Annotated in this window: 22 protein-coding genes; 10 read left to right on the plus strand and 12 right to left on the minus strand. The window is 64.8% G+C overall.

The features are described from left to right. Nucleotides 1-214 precede the first annotated feature (214 nt). Nucleotides 215-1,195, minus strand: a complete 981-nt coding sequence (locus tag ACRECS_RS13130; RefSeq protein ID WP_431583416.1) for an esterase-like activity of phytase family protein — start codon at nt 1,193-1,195, stop codon at nt 215-217. A gap of 182 nt (nt 1,196-1,377) precedes the next feature. Between ACRECS_RS13130 and ACRECS_RS13135 the strand changes: the two genes are divergently transcribed. Further along, nucleotides 1,378-1,764: a glycine zipper 2TM domain-containing protein gene (locus tag ACRECS_RS13135; protein WP_431583417.1), complete on the plus strand. Its 387-nt coding sequence runs from the start codon at nt 1,378-1,380 to the stop codon at nt 1,762-1,764. A gap of 450 nt (nt 1,765-2,214) precedes the next feature. Here the strand turns inward: ACRECS_RS13135 and phbB are convergent, their stop codons facing one another. The 5 genes from phbB to ACRECS_RS13160 form a co-directional block, all read right to left on the minus strand. Continuing rightward, the gene (phbB, locus tag ACRECS_RS13140) at nt 2,215-2,937 is read right to left on the minus strand and encodes an acetoacetyl-CoA reductase (RefSeq protein ID WP_431583418.1); all 723 of its coding nucleotides are present in this window, start codon (nt 2,935-2,937) and stop codon (nt 2,215-2,217) included. Between the two features lie 36 nt (nt 2,938-2,973). Then, on the minus strand, nt 2,974-3,981 hold the full coding sequence (gene hemH, locus ACRECS_RS13145; protein ID WP_431583419.1) for a ferrochelatase: 1,008 nt from the start codon (nt 3,979-3,981) through the stop codon (nt 2,974-2,976). After that, on the minus strand, nt 3,978-6,218 hold the full coding sequence (locus tag ACRECS_RS13150; protein WP_431583420.1) for a molybdopterin cofactor-binding domain-containing protein: 2,241 nt from the start codon (nt 6,216-6,218) through the stop codon (nt 3,978-3,980). The genes hemH and ACRECS_RS13150 overlap by 4 nt, the downstream gene beginning before the upstream one ends. Nucleotides 6,219-6,323: 105 nt before the next feature. Further along, nucleotides 6,324-8,612 carry a penicillin acylase family protein gene (locus tag ACRECS_RS13155; RefSeq protein WP_431583421.1) on the minus strand — a complete coding sequence of 763 codons (2,289 nt, stop codon included), beginning with the start codon at nt 8,610-8,612 and terminating at the stop codon, nt 6,324-6,326. Between the two features lie 142 nt (nt 8,613-8,754). Next, nucleotides 8,755-10,473: a class I adenylate-forming enzyme family protein gene (locus ACRECS_RS13160; protein ID WP_431583422.1), complete on the minus strand. Its 1,719-nt coding sequence runs from the start codon at nt 10,471-10,473 to the stop codon at nt 8,755-8,757. A 64-nt stretch (nt 10,474-10,537) separates the two neighbouring features. Here ACRECS_RS13160 and lgt point away from each other — a divergent pair, with 64 nt between their 5' ends. The 5 genes from lgt to pgeF are packed head-to-tail and all read left to right on the plus strand — an operon-like array spanning nt 10,538 to nt 14,352. Further along, nucleotides 10,538-11,410 carry a prolipoprotein diacylglyceryl transferase gene (gene lgt, locus ACRECS_RS13165; protein ID WP_431583423.1) on the plus strand — a complete coding sequence of 291 codons (873 nt, stop codon included), beginning with the start codon at nt 10,538-10,540 and terminating at the stop codon, nt 11,408-11,410. A 30-nt stretch (nt 11,411-11,440) separates the two neighbouring features. Beyond that, nucleotides 11,441-12,487 (plus strand): class I SAM-dependent methyltransferase, encoded by a 1,047-nt coding sequence (locus ACRECS_RS13170; protein WP_431583424.1) that lies wholly within the window; start codon nt 11,441-11,443, stop codon nt 12,485-12,487. Nucleotides 12,488-12,539: 52 nt separating this feature from the next. Continuing rightward, a complete protein-coding gene (locus ACRECS_RS13175) occupies nt 12,540-13,073 on the plus strand; it encodes an N-acetyltransferase family protein (RefSeq protein WP_431583425.1) in 534 nt (177 codons plus the stop codon). After that, nucleotides 13,070-13,591 (plus strand): N-acetyltransferase family protein, encoded by a 522-nt coding sequence (locus ACRECS_RS13180; protein WP_431583426.1) that lies wholly within the window; start codon nt 13,070-13,072, stop codon nt 13,589-13,591. The genes ACRECS_RS13175 and ACRECS_RS13180 overlap by 4 nt, the downstream gene beginning before the upstream one ends. Then, entirely contained in the window at nt 13,588-14,352 is a 765-nt protein-coding gene (gene pgeF / locus ACRECS_RS13185) for a peptidoglycan editing factor PgeF (protein ID WP_431583427.1), read from the plus strand. Before ACRECS_RS13180 ends, pgeF begins: the two co-directional genes overlap by 4 nt. On the opposite strand, the gene ACRECS_RS13190 is transcribed toward pgeF, so the two are convergent. Then, entirely contained in the window at nt 14,339-14,719 is a 381-nt protein-coding gene (locus ACRECS_RS13190) for a VOC family protein (protein WP_431583428.1), read from the minus strand. The genes pgeF and ACRECS_RS13190 overlap by 14 nt on opposite strands. Before the next feature lie 90 nt (nt 14,720-14,809). Here ACRECS_RS13190 and ACRECS_RS13195 point away from each other — a divergent pair, with 90 nt between their 5' ends. The 3 genes from ACRECS_RS13195 to ACRECS_RS13205 all read left to right on the plus strand — a co-directional run bounded on the left by ACRECS_RS13195 (nt 14,810) and on the right by ACRECS_RS13205 (nt 17,748). Further along, nucleotides 14,810-16,132: a cystathionine gamma-synthase family protein gene (locus ACRECS_RS13195; protein WP_431583429.1), complete on the plus strand. Its 1,323-nt coding sequence runs from the start codon at nt 14,810-14,812 to the stop codon at nt 16,130-16,132. An 81-nt stretch (nt 16,133-16,213) separates the two neighbouring features. Beyond that, nucleotides 16,214-17,233 (plus strand): adenosine deaminase, encoded by a 1,020-nt coding sequence (locus tag ACRECS_RS13200; protein ID WP_431583430.1) that lies wholly within the window; start codon nt 16,214-16,216, stop codon nt 17,231-17,233. After that, complete coding sequence (locus tag ACRECS_RS13205; protein ID WP_431583431.1) at nt 17,230-17,748, plus strand: phosphoribosyltransferase; 519 nt, start codon at nt 17,230-17,232, stop codon at nt 17,746-17,748. Before ACRECS_RS13200 ends, ACRECS_RS13205 begins: the two co-directional genes overlap by 4 nt. Here the strand turns inward: ACRECS_RS13205 and murA are convergent. Continuing rightward, nucleotides 17,745-19,028 (minus strand): UDP-N-acetylglucosamine 1-carboxyvinyltransferase, encoded by a 1,284-nt coding sequence (gene murA / locus ACRECS_RS13210; protein WP_431583432.1) that lies wholly within the window; start codon nt 19,026-19,028, stop codon nt 17,745-17,747. The two genes, ACRECS_RS13205 and murA, sit on opposite strands and share 4 nt — an antisense overlap. 185 nt (nt 19,029-19,213) lie before the next feature. Between murA and ACRECS_RS13215 the strand changes: the two genes are divergently transcribed. After that, the gene (locus tag ACRECS_RS13215; RefSeq protein WP_431583493.1) at nt 19,214-19,912 is read left to right on the plus strand and encodes a Crp/Fnr family transcriptional regulator; all 699 of its coding nucleotides are present in this window, start codon (nt 19,214-19,216) and stop codon (nt 19,910-19,912) included. A gap of 374 nt (nt 19,913-20,286) precedes the next feature. Here the strand turns inward: ACRECS_RS13215 and clpS are convergent, their stop codons facing one another. From clpS to ACRECS_RS13235, 4 genes are all read right to left on the minus strand, one after another. Then, entirely contained in the window at nt 20,287-20,625 is a 339-nt protein-coding gene (clpS, locus tag ACRECS_RS13220) for an ATP-dependent Clp protease adapter ClpS (protein WP_431583494.1), read from the minus strand. Nucleotides 20,626-20,797: 172 nt separating this feature from the next. Further along, nucleotides 20,798-21,217, minus strand: a complete 420-nt coding sequence (locus tag ACRECS_RS13225; protein ID WP_431583433.1) for a hypothetical protein — start codon at nt 21,215-21,217, stop codon at nt 20,798-20,800. Nucleotides 21,218-21,364: 147 nt separating this feature from the next. Next, nucleotides 21,365-22,189, minus strand: coding sequence for a phasin family protein (locus tag ACRECS_RS13230; RefSeq protein WP_431583434.1), 825 nt, complete (start codon nt 22,187-22,189; stop codon nt 21,365-21,367). Between the two features lie 122 nt (nt 22,190-22,311). Beyond that, nucleotides 22,312-24,054 (minus strand): PHA/PHB synthase family protein, encoded by a 1,743-nt coding sequence (locus tag ACRECS_RS13235; protein ID WP_431583435.1) that lies wholly within the window; start codon nt 24,052-24,054, stop codon nt 22,312-22,314. Nucleotides 24,055-24,113: the final 59 nt, after the last annotated feature.

Genomic DNA, 24,113 nt, shown 5'->3' on the forward strand with positions numbered 1-24,113 from the left:
CTGAAGCGCGACGTCCGCAAGAAGCTCTCCACGGCGGTTGCCGCCTGAGCTGCTGATCCGGGTGCCCAGGCGCCTGGTTGAAGATTCGCGATAGACGCGAATTTCAAAGCGGTACCGGCCCGCTCCCTCACCCGACCATCCATGCAGTATGATCTGCTGATGACGGGTGAAGGAGCGGGCCGGTGCCGCTAAACGCGTCTGCAGCGCAGGTCGGTCAGCTGCTCGGTTCCAGCCTGAATTTGAGCAGTAACGTGCGTTCCAGCACAAGCTGGTTATCGTCCGAGACGATCCAGATGATCGTGTCGCGACCCTCGCGCGTCGCCACGATCCCTTCGAAATTATCATGGATCAGCGGTGCCGCGAGCGTTGCGATCTCGCGGCCCCGCACCACTGCGCGGGGCCGGATTTGTGCCGGATCGACGATCGTGAGCTTCGCCGAGAAGTCGAACGGCAGAGCGAATCGGCGGTTGAGGATCAGCAGGCGCCCATCGGGCAACAGCGTCGCATCGCTCGGATCATAGCCTGCGGGTGGAACATAGCCGAACTGGAAACCCCGATTCGGATGGGCGACCGGGTCGCCGGCGAATCGAACTGCCTTGCGGGCCGGGCGGTACCGCCATCTGGTCGTTTCGGCGATGACGATCATCCCGCCATCGGGCATCCGCACCATCGTCTCGGCACCGCCATTCTCGTCCCACCGCGCCATCACCGGCGGTGCGGCGTGCCCCCGCACTTTGGTCAGCGACGAATCATAGCGCCAGATTGCATTGGCGCGCTCGAACCCGACCCAGACATCGCCGCTTGCCGGATCGACGGCGAGCGATTCGCTGTCGCGATCCCTTTTCTGCCAGCCATCGCCCGGGCCATCGGGCAGTTCGGCAAAATGCGGGTCGCTCAGCCGCCCACGGCGATCCAGTGCGAAGCTGGCGATATTGCCGCCGTCGCTGAGCAGCGTGAAGCGATCGCCCTGCAGGCGCATCGACGAGAACCCGCCAAAGGTCGGATCGGGGCTGCTCAATTGCATACCGCCGAGCCAGGTCAGCTGGCCGACCCGTCGTCGCGCCGGGTCGGCCGGGTCAAGCGGCACACGCCTCACATCGATTCGCGCATCCCTGCCGAGCAGATCGAGGCGCTTCGGCCCGGTCCAGGTCGGAACGAACAGCAGGACAAGCAGGATCGACTGGAGAATGCGCACGCGCCCTCATAGCCGCGAACCGCGCAACAGCCAGCGGCTTTGGTGAATTCGGTCCGCGTCCGAGATGAACGGGCGATAACGGACGCATTCAGGCTGGGCTCAAAGCGAGTCGCCTAGAAGCAATTCATCGACGGCGATCAAACGATCCTGTCGTCACGACATTCGAGACCGGGAGATCGACCATGTTCAAGAAATTCACCCTCGCCGCCGTTGCGCTCGCCATGGGCACCACCGCGCTGGTTTCCGCGACGCCTGCTTCGGCACAGCGTTATGACCGTTACAGCGACCGTTACGATCGTCACGACGACCGTGGCTACCGCGATTATCGCCGCGACGACCGCCGTTATTACGATAACCGCCGCAACTATCGCGACAATCGTCGTTATCGCAACCGCTGCGACAACGGCACCGGCGGCACGATCGTCGGCGCGATTGCCGGCGGCCTGCTCGGCCACGAAATCGCCGGTCGCCGCGGTGACCAGACCCTTGGTGCCGTGCTCGGTGCCGGTGCGGGCGCCCTTGCCGGCCGCGCGATCGATAAGTCGGATAACCCCCGTTACTGCCGTTGATAGCTCCCCGGTAGTATGCGTAGCCCTCGTGTAGCGTAACTGAGGGTTTGAGGACCGGTTCCGAAAGGGACCGGTCCTCTTCGTTTGGGCGCAGGCGCGACCACGACCGCGCCGCTGCGCGAAGCGCAGCGCCCAAACCGGACGGCGGGCGCTTCCAGCGACCCGTCCGACGGCGGCTTTGCCGCCGGCGCTTATTTTCGTCCGGAGCGAAATGCTTGAGCCACTGCCGTCATCCTCGCGAAAGCTAGGATCCCGCTTCTTCTTCTGAGTGCGGGGCAAGGCAGCGGGATCCCCGCTTTCGCGGGGATGACGACGGGAAGTCCACCCGGAGTCACCTGACTTTAGGCTTATCAAGCGAGCGACGGCGGCAAAGCCGCCGTCGGCCGTGCCGGGCGCTCCTCGCTCTTGCGAGCATCGGCGGCAATGCAGTGCCGCCTGCGCCCGTCACCGTCAGTACATATGCTGGCCGCCATTGATGCTCAGCGTCGAGCCGGTCACGAACCCGCCCTCTTCCGAGCAGAGGAACGCGACGCCGCGCGCAATCTCGTGCGCCTGGCCAAGCCGGCCGACCGGGATCTTCGCCACGATCTTCTCCAGCACATCGGCTGGGACGGCCGCGACCATGTCGGTGTCGATATAGCCCGGCGCGATCGCATTGACCGTTACCCCGGCGCGCGCGCCTTCCTGTGCCAGCGCCTTGGTGAAGCCATGGATGCCCGATTTGGCGGCGGCATAATTGACCTGGCCGTACTGCCCGGCCTGGCCGTTGATCGATCCGATATTGACGATCCGTCCCCATTTGCGATCGCGCATGCCGGAAAAGGTCGCCTTGGCCATGTTGAAGCAGCCGCCGAGATTGGTGTCGATCACTTCTTTCCACGCCTGATAGCTCATCTTCAGGATCGTGCCGTCGCGGGTGATGCCGGCATTGTTGACCACAATATCGACGGGTCCGAGTTCCTCGGCGACCTGCGCGCAGCCCGCCTGGGTCGCGTCGAAATCGCCGACGTCCCATTTATAGGCCTTTATCCCGGTGCGATCGGTGAACTCGCGTGCGCGTTCGTCATTGCCCGCATAATTGGCGGCGACGGTCACGCCGATGTCCTTGAGCGCAAGGCTGATCGCCTCTCCAATCCCGCGCGTTCCTCCGGTAACGATCGCGACGCGTGCCATACACTCTCTCCACAAGATTTGTCGTTCAGCCAGAGGCTAGGCGGTGATGTTCCAGCCTTCAAGCTCTCGTGCGAGCAGCGTGTGCAGCATTTCGATTCCTACCCGGCTTTCATTGAGGCAGGGCAAATAAGCGAAATGCGTGCCGCCGGCTTTTTCGAAGCTGTCGCGGCCGCGAATCGCCAGCTCCTCCAGCGTCTCGAGACAATCGGCGGAGAAGCCCGGCGCAAGGATCGCGACCTTTTTCACGCCTTTAGCCGGCAGGGCTTCAAGCGTGGCATCTGTCGCGGGGGTGAGCCATTTCGCGCGACCGAAGCGCGACTGGAAAGCAATGATCAGTTCGCGGCCCAGTGCTTCGCCAAGCAGCCGCGCGGTCTTCTGGCAGTGGCAATGATAGGGATCGCCAAGCTCAAGCGTGCGCTCGGGCATGCCGTGGAAGCTGGCGACAATCGCATCGGGCTCGAAATCAAGTGCTGCCAGCGACGCCTCGACTGATTGCTTCAACGCGTCGATATAGGCGGGATCGTCATGATAGGGCGGCAGGGTGCGGATCGCCGGCTGCCAGCGCATCGTCGCCAGCGCGGCGAATGCCTTGTCATTGGCGGTCGCGGTCGTCGCGGCGCAATATTGCGGATAGAGTGGCGCGATCAGGATATGATCGCACCCGATCTGCCTCAGCGCCGCGAGCCGCTCGGCGATCGGCGGATTGCCGTAGCGCATCGCCCAGTCGACCAGCACATCCGGTCCGAAAGCCCCCTGCAGCGCCGCACTTTGCAATCGAGTGATCGCGGCGAGCGGCGACCCATCCTCGCGCCACACCAAGCCATAGGCATGCGCCGATTTCTTCGGCCGGGTGTTGAGGATGATGCCGCGCAGGATCGGCTGCCACGCGATCGGCGGAATCTCGACCACGCGCCGGTCGGACAGGAATTCGGCGAGATAGCGTTTGACCGATTTCGCATCCGGCCCGTCCGGCGTGCCGAGATTGATCAGCAATATGCCGATCTTTCTTGCGGCGACCGGCGGATGATCGACCGGAAGACTCACGCCTCGCCCGGCCGCAATGGCAAGGTGCGCATGCGGAACCCCGTTGCGGCCTGCAGCGCGTTGGCGATCGCCGGCGCGACCGGTGGCACGGCAAGTTCGCTGACCCCGCCCGGATCGGCCTCACTGCGGATCATCTCGATCGTGATATCGGGCGTGTCGGCAAGCCGCGGCAGGGCGAGATCGCCAAAGCCGCGCGCATCGGCGAGATTCTCGGTGAACTCAGTCGCGCCCCCCAAAGCCGCCGCCATGCCGAAGATCAGCCCCCCCTCGATTGCCTGCAACACGACATCGGGATTGACCTGCCGCCCGCAATCCACCGCCGCGACCAGCCGATCGACCACCGGGCGCTGATCGTCGCCGATATGCGCCTCGGCCAGCACCGCGATATAGGAGCCGCGAAACGCGTGGCAGGCAATGCCCTGTCCGCTACCGGGCACGCCGCCTTCCCAGCCGCCGAGCGCGGCCGCGGTCGATAGGCAGCGCGCGAGCCGCGCATCGCCGCCGAGCATGCCGATGCGGTACGACAAGGGCTCCGTCCCGGCGACATGCGCCAGTTCATCGAGGAAGCATTCGGTAAAGAAGGCGGTGTAGCTGTGCGCGCCCGATCGCCAATGGCCGGTCGGCACGCCGATCTCGGCCGGGTGATGATCGATCGCATAAGCGGGGAGGCGGTAGAATGGCCGGGCCCCGGCCACGGCATAAGCATCGCCGCCCATGCTCGTCGCGAGCAGCGCGCGGGCGGTGGTGTCGCCCGACAGCAGCCGTCCGGCGATCTCGTGCCCGGTCGAGGGTGCGGCGATCTTCGCCAGCCAGCCAAGGATCTGGCCGTTGGGACCGAGCCGGGCGCTCATCCGCGCGGCGGCAGGCGGGCGGTAGCGATCGTGCAGCATGTCCTCGCTGCGCGACCAGACCAGTTGCACCGGGCGCTTGAGCCGCTCGGCGAGCAAGGCCGCCTGTTCAGCGACCTGATGCTCCAGATTGGCACCGAACGATCCACCGATCAGCATCGGATGGACCACGACGTTGCTTTCCGGAATGCCGAGGACCGCCGCCGCCGCGCCGCGCGCCAGGCCCGGCGCCTGAGTCGGCAGCCACAGCTCAAGCCGGCCATCATGATAATGCGCGGTCGCGGTCATCGTCTCGATCGCGGCATGGACCGCGAGCCCGGCACGATATTGCGCCGTCACGACATTGGCGCCCTTGAACACCGGCCCGAGATCGCCGAGCGCCGCCATCCGCGCACCGGGACCATCGAGCGCGGCATTGAGCGCCGCATCGATCGTCGCGCTGCTGATGATCGCGCCCCTGGTCTCGAAACGCGGGCTGAGTGCATCGAGCGCCTTGTTCGCCGCCCACCAGTTATTGGCGATCGCCGCGACCCAGCGGTCATTGGTCACAACCGAAAGCACGCCGCGAATCTTGTCCGCAGCCGCGCGATCGACGCGGATCAGTTTCGAATCACCGATCGGCCCCTGGCGGATCGCTGCGTACACCATGTCGGGCAGGCGGATATCGCCGGCGAAATTGGCCGAGCCATCGACCTTGGCGGGCACGTCGAGACGGGGCAGCGATTGGCCGTAGAGCCGGTTCGTATCGCCGCCGCGCAACGGGATCGGACTGGGGATTTTCTGGTGCGCCGCCTCGGCGACGAGTTCGGCGAAGCGCAATTTCTTGGTGCCGTGCACGACGAAGCCGGCTGCGGTACCGGTCGACTGCCAGTCGACGCCCCAGCGTTTGGCAGCCGCCTTGGACAGCATGATCCGTGCCGCTGCACCCGCCGCGCGCAGCTCGCCCTCGAACGCGCGGACCGAACTCGATCCACCGGTCAGCACCAGCGCGCTGCGCTGCGCATGGGTAGCGCGGAGCGGCGCGGGCAAGGCGCCAAAGGCCCCGCCGAACAATTCATTGGCGGCGATCGCATTGGCATAAAGCGGGTTGAGCGGCGCCGGCTGCACGCTGACGGTGCGCCAGTCCGCGCCGAGTTCGTCGGCGACGATCTGCGGCAAGGTGGTGTAGACGCCCTGGCCATGCTCGGCCTGCGGCACCGCGACGGTGACATGGCCGTCGATCCCGATCTTCAGCCATGCGCCGAACACCGTCTCGCCCTTGGCCGGGGTCAGATTGGGCGCATAGCTGCGCGGCCACACCGCCCAGGCGACGATCAGCCCGACCCCCGCCCCGCCGCCGATCAGCAGCGTACGTCGATCGATCTTTGCCGGAGTGTCGCCCTGCGCCATCAGCCCGCTCTATCCCGGCGGGTGTAAGGTGGAAAGGGAGGACATGGATGGTTGAACCGTCGGCTGTCGGCGTCGCTTACACCAGCGCACCGATCCGGCTCCGCCTCATTCTCGCAACCGCAATGGATGATCCCCGCCATCGGCCGCGATCTGCGCCGGAGTGAACGGCAGCCGATGCCATCCTTTGCCGGAATAGAGTTTGGTCTGGTCGGCGAACCAGGGCGATGCCGGATCGGTCGATTGCGAATAGGTCAGCACCGCATCGGCGATCGGGCCGGCCGCATCGAAACCGACGACCTGGACATAGCTCGACCCGTGCTTGGGCTTCACGCCGCCTGGCGCCGGCTCGTTGATGATCACGTTGAGCACGCCGAGCAACCCGTGGGCGCCGTGGATCGGGATGCGCTCCGCCCCGCGCGGCGTATATTGAACATCGCCCCAACGCGCATCCAGCGCGATGCCTGCCTTGCCCAGCTTCGCCGCGGCATCGGCCAGCGCCGCGATCAGCTTCACCCCGGTCGCGCCACTGGTGACGAGGTCGCGCGGCGTGTGCACCGGATCGGCCGGATCGAACTTGACCGCCCAGAGATTGGGTTGCGCCTCCACGGACAGCCAGAAAGTCGAGAACAGATGGGCGCCGCGGCTGTCGAGGTCGAATCTGCGGTCCCATCCCTTCAGCGCAGCACAGGCGGCCGCGACTTCGGCCTTATCGGCGCATAAGGCGAGCAGCGGATCCATCACCAGCTCGGCCGCCAGGCTGTGATCGGCGAAGGCCAACATCTTCGCCGCCTCGCGGTCGATCTTGCGGCCCGGCGTGCTCTCGTTCAGCCAGCGGTCGATCTCGATCAGCCCCGACCGTGTGCGCAGCGTCCGCTCCGTCCGTGCCGGGCCGAGGATCGGCGAGAGCGTCGCATAGGGGGCGTGCGGATTGCTCAGCCAATAGCTGTCATTGCTGTTGGCGAGATAATCGCGCCGCAGCCACACCGCCTGCTGGCTCGCCGGCAACAGTCCGGCGACCGGCGTGCCGGGCGTCTTGTCCCAGTCGCACGCACTGCGCGATCCGTCGAGCAGCACGACGCGAGACGCAACCAGCGCGGACAGGGGCGTCGCGCAGTCCTTCACCTTGGCGGTCGAGACGTTCGGCACCGCCGTCACATCGGCGTGCATCGCATCGCCCTTGCGATCCACGACCAGCGTGTTGACCCAGGGGATACCGAGCGTGCGCTCGATCGCGGACCGCACCGCGCCGACGTTGTGCGCGCGCCCGATCGCCATCCAGGTGCCGAGCGCACGCTGGTTACCGTGATTGGCCTCACGAAAGGCAAATGCGCGCTTGGTCGACCAGCTCAGGCCCAGCGTCGGCATCGCGACAAGCGCGCCGAAGCGCGTGGTATAAAGCGTGCGTTCGACCGGCGCGGCGCCGTCAGGCATCGCCACGCTGATCGTCCGCCGCCCCATCTTCTCGCTCTTGCCGTCGACCAGATAGGCAGTCGGATCGGCCGGATCGATCTTCAGTTCGAACAAGGTGAAATGCTGTGCGGCGGTGACGGTATGAGTCCAGGCGATGTCGTGGTTGAACCCGATGGTCGGCAAGGGCGATCCGGCGAGCCCGGCGCCCATCACGTCATAGACGCCGGGGATGGTCACATGCATCTGCCAGAAACGGCCCGGCCCGTTCCACGGAAAATGCGGATTGCCGACCAGCAGCCCGCGCCCGTCGCTGGTCACATCGCCGCCGAACACCCAGCCATTGCTGCCCCAGTCGTTATGCGCGATGCCGGTCAGGTCGACCGGGCCCGGTGCGCTCGTCGCTGTGGCGGCCTGCGCCTTGCCCGGTGGCTGCGCGGCGACGAAGGCTGCCGCAAATGCGACCGAGGTCAGCTGCATCAGCGTGTCGTTGACGCGCAGCGCATCGTCCATCGTCATCGGCCGCACCCATGGCTTGCCGCGGCATGCCACCGGCACCCGGGCCGGGCCCAGCTCGCGCAGCCATCGATTATAGCCGGCGATATAGCCGGTCAGCATCTGCACCGCCCCCGGCTCCTGGCTGGACAGGCCATGGCGAAGCATCGGCAGGTCGATCACCGACTTGAAAAAGATATCGGACGAAAGATTGTCGATCCGGCCGGACCCAAGGTCGGCGCTCTCCTTCGGTCCGAAATAGCGCGACCGCTCACCGGCGGTGGTGACGAGCTGTTCGGCGAGCAGGCATAGATTGTCCTGCGCATAGGCATAGCCGACGCCGTATCCCGCGCCGCGCCAGTCGCGCGCGCTGACATGCGGGATGCCATAGGCGGTCCGGACGACCGTCGCGGCGAATCGCGGTGCGCGCGCCTCCGCCGCATGGCCATAGACCAGACCCAGCATGCTTGCCGCGAGCGCCCATTTCCGCATCGAACAACATCCCCCCATTTTTTATGGGTCTAACACTGTCGCAGATCGGAGAGTCGCGCAAGATATTAACAGGAATGTCAGTTACGGCAGATAATGACCAGTCGATATTGACCGTCGATTGGTCATATTCCGGCTATCGCGATCAGATCGCTTCGGCTTTGGCGCGCGCGCGATAGGTCTCGCGCAAACTCACCTTGTCGATCTTCTCCGTTCCCAGCCGCGGCAAAGGCTCGGCCGAGGTCCAGATGCGCTGCGGCACCTTGAAGGCCGCGATATGCGCGAACAGGAAAGCGCACAGCTCTTCGGGCGTCAGTTCCTCCCCGTCGCGATACTTCACCACAGCGCCCGGCACTTCGCCGAAACGCTCGTCGGGCAGACCGAATACCGCGGCTTCCGCTACCGCGGGGTGTTCGTAGATCGCGGCCTCGACTTCCTGGCACGAGATATTCTCGCCACCGCGGATGATGATGTCCTTCTTGCGATCGACGATGAACAGATAGCCCTCGTCATCGAGATAGCCGATATCACCGCTCAGGAAATATCCGTCCTGCGTATAGGCCTCACGCGTCGCCTCGGGCCGGTTGTAATATTCGCGGAAGTTGCAGATCGAGCGGATCCCGACCTCGCCGCGCGCGCCCGCCGCAACCGGCTTGCCGTTCCCGTCGAGGATCGCGAGATCGACCAGCGGCAGCGACGCGCGCCCGGTCGAATTGGGCTTGGCGATATAGTTGCTGCGCCAATTGCCGCAGCCGACGCCATTGGTTTCGGTCAGGCCGTATCCGAGCAGCGGCGCCCCCTCGCCCTTGGGGCCGCCCATCTCGTCCTTGATCCGGCGGACATGATCGACCGGGCGCGGTGCACCACCCGCCGCAAAGTCGGACACGGTCGAGAGATTATAGTTCGAGCGATTCGGATGGGTGAGGATTTCGAAGCTCATCAGCGGCACGCCGACGAAATAGGTTATGCCCTCGGCCTCGATCAGCCGCATCGCTTCCTCGGCATCCCATTTCGGCATCAGCACCAGCTTTCGCCCCATCGCGAAGCTTTGCAGGAACACCGGCACTTCCGCCGTCACATGAAACAGCGGCACGTTGAGCAGGGTCGCGTGCTGGGCAGGCGGCGACACGCCGTCCTCGGTCGAGATGCCGAGCATGACCAAAGCCTGAGTCAGATAATTGAAAACCGCCTGGACCACCGCACGGTGATCGCTGATTGCGCCCTTCGACTGGCCGGTCGAGCCGGAGGTGAACAGGATCGTCGCATCATCGGCCCCGGCGAGCATCGGCAAAGCTTCCGCCTGGCCGAGGCCGGTCACCCCCGCCAGAGCGGATGCCAGCGGTTGCAAATCGTCGATTGTGATGACCTTCGTGGTCAGCCCGGCCACGCCGGCCAGGCGCTTGGCCCGCGGCGGATCGGCGAAGACCAGGCTGCATTCGACATCGCGCAGCGCCTCATCAAGCTCGGCCGATTGCCACCAGCCGTTAAGCAGGGTGGCGATCCCGCCGGCCATGACGATGCCCATATAGAGCGTGATCCAGCTCGGCGAATTGCGCATTGCGATGCCGATTCGGTCGCCCTTCTTGACCCCAAGCTCCCCCGCCAGCGCGCCCGCGACCTGCCGGGCCGCGGCGAACACCTCGGCAAAGGTCAGCCGCTCCGGACCGGCGACGAGAAAGGTCTTGTCGGCATGTTCGTTGCAATAATGCGCGAAATAATAGGACAAAGCCGGCGGCGCGGCGGCGATCAGCGGCACCTCGACACCGAAGCGATCGAGCGACATCCGGGTCAATGGCAGTGGTCCGCCCTCTCCGCTCAGCCTGGCCAGTCCCTCGTCCATTCGCCGGTCAAGCTCGGTGCGCATGCTCTCTCCTATTGGTTCTATCGCTTTGGCCCTTTATGGGGGCTGGAAAGCCCGGGGAAAAGCCTTGATCCTGACTGCCGCCACCGCCGCCCAGACGCACATCACGTTCAGCAGTCTCGGGCTCGACCCCGTGGCGCTCAACTTGGGCTTCTTCCAGATCAAATGGTATTCGATCGCCTATATCACCGGCATCCTGGTCGGTTGGTGGTACCTGCTGAAATTGATCGCGCAGCCGGGCGCGCCGATGGCGCGGCGCCATGCCGACGATCTCGTCTTCTATGCGACGCTCGGCGTCATTCTCGGCGGGCGGCTTGGCTATGTGATCTTCTACGCAGCGGACATGTTCTTCGATCCGGTCCGCATCCTGAAGCTGTGGGACGGCGGCATGTCCTTCCATGGCGGCGTGATCGGCACCAGCGTCGCGCTGATCCTGTTCGCGCGCAAGAACAAGCTCAACTGGCTTCGCGTGCACGATTATGTCGCTTGCGTCGTGCCGTTCGGGCTGTTTTTCGGCCGGCTGGCGAATTTCGTGAACGGCGAGCTCTGGGGCAAGCCGAGCAATGTCGCCTGGGCGATCATCTTCGAGCGTGGCGGCGGGCCGCTCGCACGCCATCCGAGCCAGCTCTACGAGGCAGCGCTGGAAGGCATTTTGCTGTTCATCGTCCTGTGGTTCGCCTTCTGGAAGACCAGGGCGCGCTATGACCCGGGCAAGCTCGTCGGCATCTTCGTCGCCGGCTATGGCATTGCGCGCTTCTGCGTCGAATTCTTCCGCGAGCCGGATTCGCAATTCACCGGCACATTCATCGAATCGACCGGGCTGCACATGGGCCAGTGGCTGTGCGTGCCGATGATCCTGGGTGGCGCCTATCTGATCGCGACATCGGCGAAGCGGCGCGAGCGAGTCGAGCCGATTGCGGGGTCCGAGAGCGTCGCCTGAGGCGCTCTCCCGTACCGAGATGCTCCCGATATGACCGACGCCCCCCTTCCCGACAGACTCGCCCGGGCAATCACGCTCGCCGGGCCGATTCCGCTCGCGCATTTCATGGGGGCGGCGAATGCGCATTATTATGCGACGCGCGACCCGCTCGGCGCAGCGGGCGATTTCACCACCGCGCCCGAAATCAGCCAGATGTTCGGCGAACTGGTCGGCCTGTGGTGCGCCGACCTCTGGGATCGCGCTGGCCGCCCCGATATCGCCTGGGTCGAACTCGGCCCCGGGCGCGGGACGCTCGCCGCCGATGCGCTGCGCGCCATGGCGACCGTCGGCCTGACGCCGCCGGTGCATTTCGTCGAAACCAGCCCGACACTGCGCGCGGCGCAGGCCGAGCGATTGCCAGAGGCGAACTGGCACGACAGCGTCTCGACTCTGCCCGGTGACCGGCCGCTGATCGTCATCGCCAATGAATTCTTCGATGCGCTGCCGATCCATCAGCTGGTGCGCACGATCGGCGGCTGGCACGAACGACTTGTCGCCTGCCAGGACCTGCTGTTCCTGCCGATCGCCGGCAAGCAGGTGCCCGATACGATCCTCCCTCCGCAGCTGCGCGACGCGCCGCCGGGGTCGATCATCGAAACCTCGCCCGCAAGTGTCGCGATCATGCGCGACCTGGCGCAGCGCATCGCCGCACAAGGCGGCGCTGCGCTGATCATCGATTATGGCTATGAAGGTCCGGCGGTCGGCGACACGCTGCAGGCGATGCGTGCGCATGGTTTCGTCAATCCATTCGACAATCCCGGCGAGCACGACCTGACCGCGCATGTCGACATGGCGACGCTCGCCGCCGCGGCACAGACCGAAGGGGCCGCACGGTTCGGCCCGGTCGATCAGGGGGTATTGCTCTCAGCCTTGGGCATCGCCGCGCGCGCCGCCGCATTGAGCGCCGCCGCACCCGACCGTGCAGCGGGTGTCGCCGCCGATCGCGACCGGCTGATCGAGCCCGAAGCAATGGGTACGCTGTTCAAGGCGCTCGCGGTCACCGCGCCGGAATGGCCGGCACCGGCCGGTTTCGCATAATCGCGGCGGTCGGTAGCCGGAGCGACCGCAAGCGCATAAGGAGGCGGACATCATGACCGATCTCGCCCCCTCCCTCACGATTACCTATCGCGATGCGCGCACCATCGACGGCCCCGCGCTGGCGGCTATGGCGCGGCGCAGCTTTACCGAAACGTTCGGTACGCTCTATCGCCAATCCGATCTCGCCGCCTTTCTCGACGAGGCATTCGGCGCGAACGGCCTGCCCTCGCAGCTGTCCGACCCCGATTTCACGGTCCGGCTCGCGCTGGACGGCGAGCAAATCATCGGCTTCGTCAAGATGGGACCAGTGACTTTTCCCGGTGAATGGCGGCCCGATGCGATCGAGCTGTACCAATTCTATGTGCTCGGCCCATGGCAGGGTCAGGGTGTCGCCCAGACGCTGATGGACTGGGCGCTGGAGCATTCGCGCGCGCACGGTGCGAAGGAGATCATCCTCAGCGTCTATGTCGACAATCACCGCGCGCATCGATTCTATGAACGCTACGGCTTTCGCGATATCGGCCGCTACGCGTTTCGCGTCGGTGAAACCGTGGATGACGACAATCTGATGAGGCTGGTTCTGTGAGCGATCTTGACTATCGTACCCCGACCGAGGCGGACGGCGCTGCGCTGTCGACCATGGCCCGCACCAGCTTCGCCGCGACCTTTGCAACCAAGATCGCCCCGCCAGAGATGAGTGTCTATCTCGATACCGCCTATGGTCCGACCGGGCATATGCAGCGTGATCTGGGCAACCCGGCGATCCTGTGGCGCGCGGCGTTTCAGGACGGCGTCCCGGTCGGCTACGTCAAGGTGATGCCAATGAGCTTGCCCTATGATGCCGCCGTGCCCGGGGCATTGGAAGTGCGCCAGCTCTATGTCGACGAAGACGTGAAGGGCGCCGGTGTCGCCGCCGCGCTGATGGCATGGGCGATCGACACGGCGCGCATGCACGATGTGGGCGAACTCTATCTCGCGGTGTTCGACGACAATGAACGCGCGGTACGCTTTTATGCCCGGCACGGCTTCGCCAAGGTCGGGCGGTTCGACTTCGTCACCGGCGACCAGGTGCATGACGACGGGATCTGGCGGCTGGCGCTGTGAGCGCGGTCGAAGTGATCCGCAGCGCCGCGCTCGGCGGTGTGGCGCACGGCTTTCTCGGCCGGCGCGGCGGGGTCTCGACCGGCATTCATGCGGGGCTGAATGTCGGCATCGGCTCGGACGATGATCGCGTCGCGGTCACCGAGAATCGCGTGCGAGCGGTCGATGCCGTGTTGCCCGGCACGACGCTGGTCACACCGTTCCAGATCCATTCCGCCGACGTGATCACCGTGACCGCGCCCTTCGACGAGCGCCCGCGCGGCGATGCGCTGGTCACCGACCGGCCCGGCCTGGTGCTCGGCATCCTGACCGCTGATTGCGCGCCGGTGCTGTTCGTCGATCCGCAGGCCGGCGTGATCGGCGCAGCGCATGCCGGCTGGAAGGGCGCGATCGGCGGCGTCACCGACGCGACGATCGACGCAATGGAGGCACTGGGCGCGCGGCGCGAGCGGATCGCAGCGGCGATCGGTCCATGCATCGCCCGCGCCAGTTACGAGGTCGATGACGACTTCGCACAGCGCTTCGCGGACGACGACCCAGCCAATGAACGCTTCTTCGCGCCGGGCAAGCCGGGGCACCAGCAGTTCGACCTTGAAGCCTATGTCGCTGCCCGCCTCGCCGCCGCCGGCCTGACCCGGATCGAAGCACTCGGCCTCGACACCTATGCCGACGAGGATCGGTTCTTCAGCTTTCGCCGCGCGACCCACAGCGGCGAGCCGGGCTATGGGCGGCAGATCTCGCTGATCGGGCTCAGCGCGTCCTGATCTCTTCCGGGTCGGTCAGCTGCGACAGGATCAGGCCATTGCCGTCGGGATCGGTCAGCATGATGTAGCGCCCCCAGGGCTGTTCTTCGACCGCGGGCAGCGCCAGACCAAGCGCGGTCAGTCGCGCATGCTCCGCGTCCACATCGTCGATCCCGAGCATCAGCCCTTGCTGGCCACCGGGTCTGAGCTGTTCGAACCAGGTAACCAGCGCGATCGTCGCGCCGCCGTCCTTCGGCTGGAGCTGGATCCAGCGCATGTCCGGCCCCATCGGCGCGTCGCGCAGCAGCGTCAGGCCCAATGTGTCGACATAGAAAGTGCGTGCCCGGTCGAGGTCGGTGACGGGTACGGAGACGATCGCAACGGGCATCTGTTTTCCCCTTTGGCGGGCCGGGACGGTATCAAATGCGACTATCCGGCATTAGGATGGGCCAACACTCCTTCCCGCAGGACATAGAGTATGCCCAACAAGAACGAAACCGAAGCCGACCTCACCAGCGTCCCGACACGCGGCAAGCCCAAGGCAAGCGTGCAGAAGATCGGCGACCGCAAGCTGAAGCCGTCGACGATGATGATGGGCCATGGCTATGACCCGATGCTGTCGGAAGGCGCGCTGAAGCCGCCGATCTTCCTAACCTCGACCTTCGTCTTTCCCAATGCCGCGGCAGGTAAGCGCCATTTCGAAGGCGTCACCGGCAAACGGCCAGGCGGCTCGGAAGGGCTGGTCTATTCACGCTTCAACGGGCCGAACCAGGAAATCCTCGAAGACCGGCTCGGCATCTGGGAAGAAGCGGAGGACGCGCTCGCATTTTCCTCCGGCATGTCGGCGATCGCCACCCTGTTCCTGTCGATGGTCAAGCCGGGCGACACGATCGTTCATTCCGGCCCGCTCTATGCCGCGACCGAAACGCTGATCGCACGCATCCTCGGCCGCTTCGGGGTGCACTGGCTCGACTTCCCGGCCGGTGCGACGCGCGAGGAGATCGACGCGGTGCTGCAAAAGGCATCGAGCGGCAATGTCGCGCTGATCTATCTCGAAAGCCCGGCCAACCCGACCAATGCGCTGGTCGATATTCAGGCAGTGGCGGCGAGCCGTGACGCGATCTTCAAGGGCGTCAAGCCGCCGATCGCGATCGACAATACTTTCCTCGGCCCGCTGTGGCTGAAGCCGCTGCAGCACGGCGCCGATATCGTGGTGTATTCGCTGACCAAATATGCCGGCGGGCATAGCGACCTTGTCGCGGGCGGCGTGCTCGGGTCGAAGGAGCATATCAACACCATCCGGCTGATGCGCAACACGATCGGCACGATCTGCGACCCCAACACCGCCTGGATGCTGATGCGCAGCCTCGAGACGCTCGAACTGCGCATGAGCCGCGCGGGCGAGAATGCGGTCAAGGTGTGCGAATATCTGCGCACTCATCCCAAGGTCGAGCGCGTCGGCTATCTCGGCTTCCTGGAGAGCACGCCGGGAATGGAGCGCCAGGCCGATATCTATCGCCGCCACTGCACCGGCGCGGGCTCGACCTTCTCGCTGATCGTCAAGGGCGGCGAGACGGAAGCGTTCGCGTTCCTAGACGCGCTCAAGATCGCCAAGCTCGCGGTCAGCCTCGGCGGCACCGAGACGCTCGCCAGCCATCCCGCGGCGATGACGCATCTGTCGGTACCCGATGCACGCAAACAGGCGCTTGGCATCACCGATAATCTGGTGCGGATCTCGATCGGGGTCGAGGATGCGGACGACCTGATCGCCGATTTCGAACAGGCGCTGGAAGCGATCTGAACAGACGGCAGATTGCTGCATAATGGGCAGGGCACGCGCATCGCCGCTTGCTCTGCTCACCCCGCCGCGCGATCATGGCGCATGACCGATCTCGACCGCTTCATCACCGGCCTGCCCAAGGCCGAGCTCCATTTGCATATCGAGGGCAGCCTTGAGCCCGAATTGATGTTCGCGCTCGCCGAGCGCAACCAGGTGACGATTCCGTTCGCCAGCGTCGAGGATGTCCGCGCCGCCTACAGCTTCTCGCGGCTGCAGGACTTTCTCGACATCTATTACCAGGGTGCCGCGGTGTTGCGCACCGAGCGCGACTTTCATGACCTGGCCACCGCCTATTTCGATCGTGCGGCGGCCGACGGCGTGGTCCATGCCGAGATCATGTTCGACCCCCAGACCCATACTGCGCGGGGCATTTCGTTCGACACGGTGATCGCCGGCTTGTTGTCAGGCATGGCCGAAGCCGAGGCGAAGCACGGGCTGACCTCCAAGCTGATCCTGTGCTTCCTGCGTCATCTCGACGAGGAGGACGCCTTTGCCACGCTCAAGGCGGCCGAGCCCTGGCTCGACCGGATCGCAGCGGTCGGGCTCGATTCGGGCGAACTGGGCAATCCGCCGGAGAAGTTCGCGCGGGTGTTCGCCGCTGCCCGGGCAAAAGGGCTGAGGCTAGTCGCCCATGCGGGGGAAGAGGGCCCGCCCGATTATGTCCACCAGGCGCTCGACCTGCTCGGCATCGACCGGCTCGACCATGGCAATCGCAGTCTGGAAGATCCGGTACTGACCGCGCGCCTCGCGCGGATCGGCATGACGCTGACCGTGTGCCCGCTGTCCAACCTGAAGCTCTGCGTGGTCGAGAGCATGGACGCGCATCCGATCGACCGCATGCTCCGCGCGGGCCTGCGCGCCACGGTCAATTCCGACGACCCGGCCTATTTCGGTGGTTATATCGCCGATAATTATCGTGCCGCCGCCGCGGGGCGCGGCCTCGATCGCGACGACCTCGTCGCGCTGGCGCGCAACAGCTTCCTCGGATCCTTCCTCGACGACGATATCGTCGCCGGGCATCTCGCAGCGCTTGATGCCTATGTCGAGAGGACCGCCGCGTGACCGTCTATACCCATATCCCGCAGGAGCAGTTCGTCGCCGATATTCGCACCTTGGCGGGCAAGCTCGACAGTGACGCGGCGTGGCGGCCAACCTTCATCATCGGCATCGGGCGCGGCGGGCTGGTGCCGGCGGTGTTCCTCAGCCATGCGACCGGCCTGCCGATGCTGTCGGTCGATTTCTCGTCGCAGGTCGAGGATTTCGCCGATGCGCCTTTGGTTCGCCTCGCGGCGCGGACGCGCGAGGGTGAGCGGCTGCTGTTCCTCGACGATATCAACGACACCGGCCGCACCATCGCCAATCTGCGCCACGCGCTGGCCGAGGCCGGTGCGGTACCGGGCAGCATCCGCTTCGCGACGCTGATGGACAATGTGCGCTCGACTCAGCGGATCGAATATCATGCGCGGGAAATCGACCGCTCGGTCACCAAGGACTGGTTTATCTTCCCGTGGGAAGCCGTCGCGCCGGATGTGGCGATCGCGCTCGATGCGGCCGCAGTGCCGGAGCGGACGGCTTAGCCGTCCCCAACGCGCTCAATGTCCGCACCGACCGCCGAGAGCTTCTCCTCCAGCCGCTCATAGCCGCGATCCAGATGATAGACGCGCTGCACCTGAGTCTCGCCGCTGGCGACCAGGCCGGCAAGGATCAGGCTCATCGAGGCGCGCAGGTCAGTCGCCATCACCGGCGCGCCGACCAGCGGCGTGACGCCGCGCACCACCGCGGTGCGGCCGCGCACCTGGATGTCAGCGCCCATCCGCGCCAGTTCGGGCACGTGCATGTAGCGATTCTCGAAAATCGTCTCGGTCAGCACGCTGGCGCCGTCGGCCTGAGTGAGCATCGCCATGAACTGCGCCTGCATGTCGGTCGCAAAGCCCGGGAACGGCGCAGTCGACAGAGTCAGCGGGCCAAGCCCGTTCGACGCCTCGACATAGAGATTGCTGCCGCGCTCCTCGACCGTCACGCCGGCCTCGACCAAAGCCGCGACGGTCGCGCGCAGGTCGTGCATGCCGACGCCGACCAGTTCGAGCGCACCGCCGGTGATTGCCGCGGCACACGCATAGCTGCCCGCCTCGATCCGGTCGGGCATCACGCGGTAAGTCGCGCCGTGCAGCCGGTCGCGGCCCTCAATCTCCAGCGTCTCGGTGCCGATGCCGGAAATGCTTGCGCCCATCGCAACGAGCAGGTTGCACAGATCGACGATTTCCGGCTCGCGCGCGGCATTTTCGATGATCGAGCCGCCCTTGGCGGTGACCGCGGCCATGATGACGTTCTCGGTCGCGCCGACCGAAACGATCGGGAAAGTATATTTACCGCCCGACAGCCGTCCGCCCGGCGCGGTCGCCTTGACGTAGCCGGCGGCCATTTCGAGATGCGCGCCGATCGCCTCGAGCGATTTGAGGTGAAGGTCGATCGGACGGTTGCCGATCGCGCAGCCGCCGGGCAGCGACACCGTCGCCTCACCGGCGCGGCCGATCAGCGGGCCGAGCACCAGGATCGACGCGCGCATCTTGCGCACGATGTCATAGGGCGCCTCGGTCGAGGTGAGCTTGCCGGCGCGGATCGTCATCACCCGGCCGAAATCCTCCGGTCGCGATCCCTCGATCTGAGTCGAGGCACCGAGCTGGTTGAGCAAGTGCCCGAAACTGTCGACATCGGCGAGTCGCGGCAGGTTGCGCAGCGTGACCGGCTCATCGGTGAGGAGCGCGCACGGCATCAGCGTGAGGGCGGCGTTCTTCGCGCCGGAGATGGGCAATTTGCCCGAAAGGCGATTGCCGCCGCGGATAAGAATTCGGTCCATTGCCGAGCTTCTATCGCGTGCACGCGTCCGCGCAACAGCCGCGTGAAGCAGATCGATCTTCCAGACCGCAGATCGCACCGCTTGATCGACTTTAATGCGCGGATTCCGCCGTAATGCTCTGAGGTTACACCGTCGGGGGGAATGCGTGAGTGGCTGGTAGTTGTTTCGCCGAGCGATTGGGCGACATGGTGATTCTGACCCCGGCCGAGCATCGGGCGCTCGAACGTCTGGAAGAGCGCGAGCGTCATCTGCGCCGCGGCGGTGCGCTGATCCGCGAAAATGATCGCACAACCGAGCTGTTCGTGCTGCGCAAGGGCACGATGATGAGCTCGGTCCTGCTCGACGATGGCAGCCGCCAGATCCTGCGTTTCCTGTTCCCCGGCGACATGCTGGCGGAATCGAGCCTGGTGTATCGCGAAGCGCCGGAAACGATCACCGCGCTGACTGATTGCGTCGTATGCCCGTTCGAGCGGTCGGCGATGGCGAGCCTGATCCGCGATCATCCACGGCTCGCCGCGCTGATCATGGTTTATAACGAGATCGAGCGCGCCGCGCTGACCGACCGGCTGGCGGCGCTGGGCCGCACCTCGGCCAAGGCGCGGGTCGCGGCAATCCTGATCGAGATGCGCAACCGCCTGCGTATGATAGACAAGGAGATCGGCGCCAGCTTCACCCTGGGCCTGACTCAGGAGGAGATTGGCGACGCGACCGGCCTGACCGCAGTTCATGTCAACCGCATGCTGCGCCAGCTTGAGGAAGACGGGCTGATCGCGCGCGAGGCAGGGCGGGTGATGTTCCGCAACGAACGCGCACTGGCGCGGGCGGCGAATTATGTCGACCGCTATGCCGGGCTCGACCTGGGCTGGCTCCCGGCGGCATCCTGACGCGGCCCGCATTGAGCTGGCTGTTCCTGGCTGTTATTTTCGGAAAAGTTTTTTTGCTGGCTGTTATTTCAGGCAGGCCACGCAATTTATGCCGTATCTTCAGAGGGTTGTATCGAATCCCGCAATCATCGATAACAGCCAGATAACAGCCAGATAACAGCCAGATAACAGCCAGCATATCAGCCAGCTATCAGCCAGGAACAGCCAACCACGCTGGCTGTTTGCGCGGCGCACGCGGCGGCCATGGGCTTTTCGACAAATTGACGATGAGAAAGAGCGAGTCGAAGGCCGGATGGCGCTTCGTCCGCTGTTTCACTGCCACAGGTAGGATTTGGGTTGAATCAGGACCGATGCAACAACGCCGGAACCCGGGTTCAGGCCTTTTCCAGCGTGCATTGCAACGGATGCTGGTTCTGCCGGGCGAAGTCGGTGACCTGCGCGACCTTGGTCTCGGCGACCTCATAGCTGAAGGTGCCGCACACGCCGACGCCCTTTTGATGGACATGCAGCATCACGCGCGTCGCCGCCTCCATATCCATGCGGAAGAAGCGCTGCAGCACCAGCACGACGAATTCCATCGGCGTGTAATCGTCGTTGAGCAGCAGCACGCGGTACGGGGTCGGGTGTTTGGTGCGAGTCCGGGTGCGGGTGGCGATGCCGAGGCCGGTGCCCTCGTCGTCACCGCCCGTGCCCTCGTCGGGGCCTTGGGCCATCGCCTTGATGTTGAGCTGTTCGATCATGAAGTCCGAAAATATGGCATGACCTGCGCCAAGGGCAAGGGGTCGCGGTGAGGAGAATGGATAACGGCCCGAATACCGTGACTTTGCCAGCGGCCGCAGCCGGGACATTTCCGGGAGCGGAGCATCAGGATCCGGACACGGGACGCTAGTCGAAGACTTTCGCCACCTGGTCGACGTCAAGGTCGCCACGCTTCAGCGCCAGGGCGCCACGCACGCCATTGATCATGACGGCCAGCAGGACGAGGTTGATGACGACGCCGCCAATGCCGGTCATCGTGATGAGCTTCGTGACCATCTCGATAACGAGCAAAAGTGCCGCAACCCCGCCCCATATGACCCCTTTGCCGGCGCGCAACCGGAAGCCGGCGACGGTAAAGATCACTGTCTCGCTCGCCACGCCCGCAATTCCTCCCAGCAACGGTGCCGGGGCGCCCTGATAGGTCGCGACAAGCATCGCGATGCCCAGGACCGTAAGTCCCGCCGCGATGAAACAGGCCAGGCCGCCATTCTGCGCGGCGCCCTCCGCCCCGTCCTGCGTGGTCAGATCGATATTCCAGAAAGCCATTGCCATTCCCCCTTCGCCCCATGCCAGGACGGTCTAGCACAACACCGGGCATCGTCGAGGATCAGCAAAGGCAGCGTAAGCCCGCGCAAACGAAAAGGGCGGCCCCTTGCGGGACCGCCCTTTCCTGATCGGTTCGATTGCCAGCGATTAAGCGGCGATCTTGACCTTCTCGACTGCGACAGTGACGCGGTTCGAGATCGGCTGAGCGACCTCGCCGGCCAGCTTCAGCAGTGCTTCGGTGTTCTTCGAGGTCTGCGCGACGATCGAGTCGAACGACGAGCGGACATAGTCGCTGTGCAGCTTGAAGAAGTCGGTCGGCGACTTGACGGTCGACAGGCTCTTCAGCGCGGCGGTCGCGCCTTCGAACTGCTTGCGGCTGTAATCAGCAGCGTCCTGGCCGAGCGTCTCGAAGCCCTTGGCCGCGATCTTGCCGGATTCGACCAGAGCTTCGATGTTGCCCTTGCTGAATTCGTTGATTTCCTCGAACGCCTTGGTGCTCTTTTCCACAGCGGCCTTGGCGCGGTCGTTCGCATCGGCGAACAGGGTCTTTGCCTTGTCGGCAGCGGTCTTCAGCGTAGCTTCCATGACAGTCACTTCCTTCTGGATGACGGCCTTCGCCTTGGCGACGACCGGCTTGATTGCGGTGGGTACAGCCAGCTTGGCTGCAACAGGCTTGATCTTGATTGCGGCAGGCTTGGTGACCGCCTTGGCGGCGACCTTCTTCTTGGCCACCGGCTTGCGCTTGGCGGCGGTAACGGGCTTGGCCGCAGCCTTGGCGACCGTCTTTGCGGCGACCGGCTTGGCTTCAACCTTGGGCGCGGCGTCGACCTTGGCGGTCGGTGCTGCGGCCGGAGCCGGATCGGCCTTGGGCGCAGGCGCAGCTGCTGCCGTCACGGCAGGAGCGGAAACCGGCGCGACGACCGGCGCGGGCGCCTCGATGGTCGTGTCAGTGTTAGGCGACTTGCTGGCCAAAACGGCCTCCTTACATTCGTTGCTGCACTGCAATATAATTGCTGCGCCGCCAAAAGCAAGGATTTTTGTTGCAACGCAACATAACAGTCACGTAACGATCAAGACACAATTATAACAGAGGCTTAGCGGGTCCTTACGTAAGTTCCCGGCGCGTCTTCGAGCGCCTTGAGCTTACCCTTGCCCGGCTGGCGCGCCGCCTTTGCCGCGACTGTCGCCGAGTCCTGATCATGCAGCCAGCCAAGCCAGTCGGGCCACCAGCTGCCCTTGATCTCGCTCGCCCCGGCAACGAAATCGGCCAGCGTCTTCACCGGTTCCGGGTTGAGCCAATATTGGTATTTGTGCAGCGAGGGCGGATTGACCACCCCGGCGATATGGCCCGATCCGGCGAGCACGAATTTGAGCGGCCCGGCGAAGTGATGGGTGATGTTCCACACGCTTTCCGCCGGCGCGATATGATCCTCGCGGCCCGCCTGGATATAGGCTGGCGTCTTCACCCTGGTCAGGTCGATCGGCGTGCCCCCGGCCTGCAGCGCGCCCGGCTTGGCGAGCAGATTGTCGCGGTACAGGTCGGTCAGATAGCTGAGATGCCATTTGCTGGGCAAATTGGTCGTGTCGCCGTTCCAGTGAAGCAGATCGAACGGCGCATAATCCTGGCCAAGCAGGTAATTGTTGGTGACGTAATTCCAGATCAGGTCGCGCCCGCGCAGCAGATTGAAGGTCAGCGCCATGTAGCGGCCGTCGAGAAAGCCGTCGGGCGACATTTTGGCGATCGAGGCGAGTTGATCATCATCGACGAAATGGAGCAGTTCACCGGCATTGGCGAAGTCGATCTGCGCAGTGAAGAAAGTCGCGCTCTTCACTTTCTCCGCTTCATCCCGCGCTGCCAGGATGGCGAGCGTCGCGGCCAATGTGGTGCCGGCGACGCAATAGCCGATCGCATGGACCGCATCGACCTTCAGCACCGCGCGAATCGTGTCGATCGCATCGATCTGCGCGGCGATATAATCGTCCCACAGCACATCCTTCATGCTGGCGTCGGCCGATTTCCACGACACCATGAACACGGTAATGCCCTGGTCGACCGCCCAGCGGATGAAGCTTTTCTCCGGCGTCAGGTCGAGAATGTAGAAGCGATTGATCCAGGGCGGGAAGATCACCAGCGGCACGGCGAGCACCTTTTCGGTGGTCGGCGTATACTGGATCAGTTCGTAGAGCGGCGTGCGGTGCACCACCTTGCCGGGGGTGGTGGCGAGATTGCGGCCGACCTCGAACGCGTTCGGATCGGTATGGGTGAGCTGCCCCTTGCCGATATCGGCCAGCATGTTCTGCAAACCCTTGAGCAGATTCTCGCCGCCGGTCTCGATCGTCTTTTCGAGCACGAGCGGGTTGGTCGCGGGGAAATTGGATGGGCTCATCGCATCGACAAAGCCGCGCGCGGCGAAGCGCAACTGCTCCTTCTGCTTCGCATCCAGGCCCTGCAGCGCATCGACATTCTGCAGCAAATGGTCGGAAATCAGGAAATAGCTCTGGCGGATCCAGTCGAACATCGGATTGTCGCGCCACGCAGCATCCTTGAAGCGCTTGTCGCGGGCATGTTCGGGCTTTTCCTCAACCGCCGGCGCATGCGCGGGATCGACGAAGCGCTGCCACAAAGTGAGGCTGTCGGTCCAGAAGGACTGCGCACGCTCAAGCGTCGCCGGATCGTTGAGCCCGGGGATCACCGGCAGGCCGCTCGATTCGGGCGGTGCGATCGCGCCGAGCCCCTGTTCGAGCATCATCTGCTGCGCCCGGCCGATCACCCAGGTCCAATGCTGAAGCTCCTCCAGGCTGGGTAAGGTCGGCGCGGCGGTGTCGGTGTCGGCCATCGGATTCCTCGGAGCTTCCTCGGGATTTTCAGCCATCCTAACCTATGGCTGCGCTTGCG

It is taken from the genome of Sphingomonas sp., from assembly GCF_050725575.1.
In the GTDB taxonomy this organism is placed as follows: Bacteria; Pseudomonadota; Alphaproteobacteria; order Sphingomonadales; family Sphingomonadaceae; genus Sphingomonas.